Raw genomic sequence first — 5,030 nt, forward strand, 5'->3', positions numbered from 1 at the left:
GCCCAGCCGGCCCAGTTCCTGGGCGTCGTCCGCGCCGGAGAGCCGGTCGGCGAAATGGCGATGCTGGCCGGGACGCCCCACACGGCCAGCGTCGTGGCCCTGCGCGATTCCGAAATCCTGGCCCTGCCCCGCGACGCCTTCTTCGAGGCCGCCCGGTCCGAGCCGGATCTGATGGTGGAATTGTCGCGGCTGATGATCCATCGCGCGCGCGAGCGCACCGCCGGCGCGGCCGAACCCAGCGTCTTCGGCTTCGTCTCCGCCCGCCCCCGCCCGATCCGCGCCTTCGTGGAGCGCATCGCCGCCGCCATCCAGGCCTTGGGCTTCACCTGCAAGGTGATCGACCAGACCGCCCTCTCCTCGGCCGCCGAATGGTTCAACCGGGTGGAGGACGACCACGACTATGTCCTCTATGTCGCCGAGCTGGACCAGCCGGCCTGGGCGTCTCTGTGCGCGCGCCAGGTCGATCGCCTGTTCGTGGTGGGCAGCGGCCTTTTGGCGCCGCCGCGCAATCTGCCGCATCGCACGGGCTTCGGCGACGGACGGCAGCTGACCGATCTGATCCTGCTGCGCGATCCGCGCATGACACGGCCGGCCAACACCCGGGTCTGGATCGACGGGGTTCGTCCCGACCGCTGGTTTCACTGCGTGGAAGGCGTGGCCTCGGACGCCGAGCGCCTGGCCCGCGTCGTCACCGGGACCTCGGTCGGCCTGGTCCTGTCCGGCGGCGGCGCGCGCGCCTACTGCCACATCGGCGCGGTCCGCGCGCTACATGAGGCGCGGATCCCGCTCGACTTCATCGGCGGCGCCTCGATGGGGGCCGTGGTCGGCGCCGGCCCTGCGCTGGGCTGGTCCGACGAGGAGTTGGACCGAAAAATCCGCAAGGCCTTCGTCCAGTCCGATCCGCTGTCCGACCTCGCCTTTCCCCTGGTCGCCATGACCCGGGCGCGCAAGGTCGCGGGCCTGCTGGAAGACGCCTACGGCGACATCGACATGGCGGACATGCCCCTGCCCTTCTTCGCGGTGTCATCCAACCTGACCTCGGGCAAGCTGGAAATCCACCGCACCGGCCTGCTGCGTCGGGCCATGCGCGCCACCATCGCCATTCCCGGCGTCATGCCGCCGGTGGTCATGGACGGCCAGGTGCTGGTCGACGGCGCCGTATTGAAGAACTTCCCCACCGGCGTGATGCGTCAGCTGAACAGCGGTCCCATCGTCGGCGTGGACATGTCCCAGACGCGGGGCGTCGATCCGGAAACGCTCCAGAACCCGCCGTCCTGGTGGAAATGGATCCTGTCGGGCGCCTGGAAGCGCGGCCCCCCCATCGTCTCGGTGCTGATGCGCTCGGCCACCCTGTCCACGGACGCCGAGATGGAGCAGGCCCGCGCCCAGGCCGACGTCCTGGTCCTGCCCGATCCGGGCGGGGCCGACATCCGCGACTGGAAGGTCTATGACCAGCCGGTGGCCGCCGGCTACGACGCCATGCGCGCGGCCCTGGCCGATCTGCCCTGCCCCATCGAGCAGCTGAGAAACTGCCCCGAGATCGATCTCACGGCAGAAGCGCCAGCAAGGACAGAAGCGTAGCCGTCGCCACCGCGTTCAACGCCATGCCCAGGCTGGCGAAGGCGCCGGCGGTCGAATCCACCTGGAACGCCCGCGCCGCGCCGAACCCGTGGGCCGACACCCCGATGGCCATCCCGCGCGCCCGGAAGTCGCGGATTCCCAAGGCGTTGAACAGGGGCGTGGCGGTCATCGCCCCGATCACGCCCGCCATCAGCACGATCACCGCCGCTAAAGCCGGCACGCCGCCCAGTTGCTGGGCCACCGCCATGGCGACCGGGGTGGTGGTGGCGCGCGGCGCGATCGAGGCCAGCACCTCCCTGGGCGCGCCGAACAGGGCCAGGACGCCGACCGCGCTGACGATGGCGGTCACGGCGCCGGCGAGCAGGGCCAGGCCGATCGGCGCGGCCAGCCGCCGGATCAGCGCCCGCTGCGCCCACACGGGCACGGCCAGGCCCACCACCGCCGGCCCCAACAGGAAGCTCAGCGCCTGGGTTCCGCTCCAGTAGGTACGGTAGGGCGTGTCCGTCGCCAACAGCAGGCCGATCAGAACCGGCGTGGCCAGAAGGACCGGATGACACAGCGGATGACGCCCGCTGCGACGCGACAACTGGTCCGCCCCCTCGAACACCACCAGGGTCACGGCCAGCCAGAACAGCGGCGTGGTCACAAGGTCCTTCACGGGCCGACCTCCCCCGTCGCCTTGCCGTCGGCGATGCCCTCGGCCGATCCGAACCGCGCGACGGCCCAGCGGAACACCAGCGCCGTCACCGCCATGGTCAGCAGGGTCGAGATCGCCGTGGCCACGACGATGCCGACGCCATAGCGCGACAAGGGCCCGCCCTCCTCGATCAGGCCCACGGCGGCCGGCACGAACATGATCGACAGATGCGCCGTCAGCCAGCCGCTCACCGCCTGAAGCGTCGGTCGTTCGCGCGGAACCGCGGCCAGCCAGGCCAGCAGCAGCACCAGCCCGATCACCGACCCTGGCAGCGGCAGACCCGTCAGCCGGTGGATCGCCTCGCCCGCCAACTGGCAGGCCAGCAACAGGGCGATGGCGCCGATCATCGTCATGACAGGGGCGCGCACGCCTCCGTCAGCCACGCCTTGGCCTCGCCCTCCAGCAGCGGGCCGACCTTGGCCAGGGTCTCGGCGTGATAGGCGTCGACATAGGCCCGTTCATCCGGCGTCAGCAGCGCGCTGTCGATCAGCTTGCGATCCAGCGGCGCGAAGGTCAGTTGCTCGAAACCGTGCATCGGCCGCTCCCCGCCTTCGGGAACCGTGGCCGGCGTCACGACCTGCAGGGTCTCGATGCGGATGCCCCAATGGCCCTCGCGGTAATAGCCCGGCTCGTTGGACAGGATCATCCCTTCCAGCAGCGGCTGTGTCGTGCCCCATTTGGCGATCCGCTGCGGCCCCTCGTGGACGCCCAGATAGCTGCCCACGCCGTGGCCGGTGCCGTGGTCGTAGTCCAGGCCCGCATTCCACAGCGGCGCGCGCGCGACGGCGTCCAGCGCCATGCCGCTGGTCCCCGGCGGAAAGCGGATCGTCGCCATGGCGATGTGGGCCTTCAGCACCAGGGTGAACATCCGCCGCTGTTCAGCGGACGGTTCGCCGACCGCCATCGTCCGGGTCACGTCGGTGGTGCCGTCCAGATACTGGCCGCCGCCGTCGACCAGCAGCAGCGAGCCCTTCTCGATCCGGCGGATGGTCCGCGTCACGGGCTTGTAGTGCGGCAGGGCGCCGTTCGGTCCCGCGCCCGCGATGGTGTCGAAGCTCAGGTCCTTCAACGCGCCGGTCTCCTCGCGGAACCGCTCCAGCGCCTCGACCACCTCGCGCTCGTCGGGCAGGGTCTGCTGCGCCGTGGTGTCGACCCAATGCAGGAACCGGCTCAGCGCGGCGCCGTCGCGGATGTGGGCCTGGCGGCTGCCCTCGATCTCCACCGCGTTCTTGACCGCGCGCGGCACGGCGCAAGGATCGGGCGCCCGCACCGCCGTCGCGCCCGCCTGCTCCAGCCGGTCGAAATACCAGGCCGAGGACAGGGCGGGGTCGATCATCACCCGTTGACCGCCCAGACCGTCGAGCGCCTCGGCCAGCCGCTCGGGCGCCTCGACCCGCACGTCGTCGCCCAGCCACGCGGGCAGTTCGTTGGTCACCTTCGCCGCATCCAGGAACAGCCGCGCCGTCCCGTCCGCCGCCAGCAGCGCCTGTCCGATCGGCAGGGGCGAGCGGATGACGTCCCCGCCGCGCACGTTGAACAGCCATGCGATCGACGACGGCGCCGTCAGCAGGGCCACGTCAGCGCCGGCCTTGGCGACCGCCTTGCCGATTCGTGTTCGCTTGGCGGCGTGGCTCTCGCCCGAGCACTCATCCGGGTGCGGGACCACCGGCGCGGCCGGCTGAGCGGGACGGTCTTCGCCCCAGGCCTGGTCCAGCGGATTGACCTCGACCGGCTTCAGCTCGGCGCCGGCCTTGCGCGCCGCCCCTCGCAACGGGACCAGCGCGTCGGGGCTGTGCAGGCGCGGATCGTAGCCGATCACGGCCCCCTTGGGCGCACCTTCCAGATAGGCCGCGACATCGCCCAGGTCGAAGCGTTCGAACAGGGCCGGATCGGTCTGGGCCTTGACCTGGACGGTGTAGCGGCCGTCGGTGAACATGGCGGCGCGGTCGCCCATCACCACCGCCGCCCCGGCCGAGCCGGTGAAGCCCGTGGCCCAGGCCAGCCGCTCGTTGGCGTCCGGCAGATACTCGTTCTGATGCTCGTCCTCATGCGGAATCAGGAAGCCGTCCAGGCCCTGCTCGGCCATGCGGGCGCGCAGCAGGGGCAGGTGTCGGGCTCCGAAGGACGGATCGGTGGTTTCGTCGAAGGTCTGGCGCATGGTCTTCACCTAGGCCCAGGGCGCGTTCCGCTCAACCCGTTGCGCGGCGATCAAAATCTACTGATGGAACGGGCCGTGGCCGGTCCGGTTGTGCCCGCATCCCCCCTATGCAGCCAAAGGAGCCCCCCGTGAGCCGCTTTTCAGGAAAGACCGTGATCGTCACCGGCGGCGGGTCCGGCATCGGCCAGGCCGCCGTCCGCCGCTTCGCTGGCGAGGGCGCCAACGTCCTGGCCGCCGACCAGAACGAAGATGGCCTCGCCGAGACCCTGTCCGGCCTGGACACGTCGCGCGTGATCACCCGGATCGTCGACGTCTCGCGACAGGACGAGGTCGAGGGCATGGTCCAGGCCGCCGTCGATCGCTTCGGCGCTCTGGATGTCATCCACAACAACGCCGGCGTCGGATGCGACGGCACGGTGCAGACCATGACGCTGGACGACTATCGCAAGGTCATGGCCGTCAACGTCGACGGCGTGCTGTACGGATGCCGGGCCGCCTATCCGCATCTGAAGAAGAGCAGGGGCTGCATCGTCAACACCGCCTCGATCTCGGGCCTGGGCGGCGACAGCGAGATGCTGGGCTACAACATCACCG

5 protein-coding genes are annotated in these 5,030 nt (G+C 70.7%); 2 read left to right on the forward strand and 3 right to left on the reverse strand.

What is annotated here, in order from left to right:
• Window positions 1-1,581: patatin-like phospholipase family protein (locus B2U11_RS06770; protein ID WP_292070766.1), on the forward strand; the 1,581-nt coding region annotated here is incomplete at its 5' end.
• Here B2U11_RS06770 and B2U11_RS06775 read toward each other — a convergent pair.
• Genes B2U11_RS06775 through B2U11_RS06785 form a run of 3 tightly spaced genes read right to left on the reverse strand, consistent with a single transcriptional unit; the run spans window position 1,547 to window position 4,436 of the window.
• A complete protein-coding gene (locus tag B2U11_RS06775; protein WP_292070767.1) occupies window positions 1,547-2,239 on the reverse strand; it encodes an LrgB family protein in 693 nt (230 codons plus the stop codon). The genes B2U11_RS06770 and B2U11_RS06775 overlap by 35 nt on opposite strands.
• The gene (locus tag B2U11_RS06780) at window positions 2,236-2,646 is read right to left on the reverse strand and encodes a CidA/LrgA family protein (RefSeq protein ID WP_292070768.1); all 411 of its coding nucleotides are present in this window, start codon (window positions 2,644-2,646) and stop codon (window positions 2,236-2,238) included. The genes B2U11_RS06775 and B2U11_RS06780 overlap by 4 nt, the downstream gene beginning before the upstream one ends.
• Window positions 2,628-4,436, reverse strand: a complete 1,809-nt coding sequence (locus tag B2U11_RS06785) for an aminopeptidase P family protein (protein ID WP_292070769.1) — start codon at window positions 4,434-4,436, stop codon at window positions 2,628-2,630. The genes B2U11_RS06780 and B2U11_RS06785 overlap by 19 nt, the downstream gene beginning before the upstream one ends.
• A gap of 128 nt (window positions 4,437-4,564) precedes the next feature.
• Here B2U11_RS06785 and B2U11_RS06790 point away from each other — a divergent pair.
• Window positions 4,565-5,030, forward strand: a 466-nt coding sequence (locus B2U11_RS06790) for an SDR family NAD(P)-dependent oxidoreductase (RefSeq protein WP_292070770.1), incomplete at its 3' end; no start/stop codon positions are given.

This window comes from Brevundimonas sp. UBA7534 (genome assembly GCF_002479325.1).
Taxonomy (GTDB): Bacteria; Pseudomonadota; Alphaproteobacteria; order Caulobacterales; family Caulobacteraceae; genus Brevundimonas.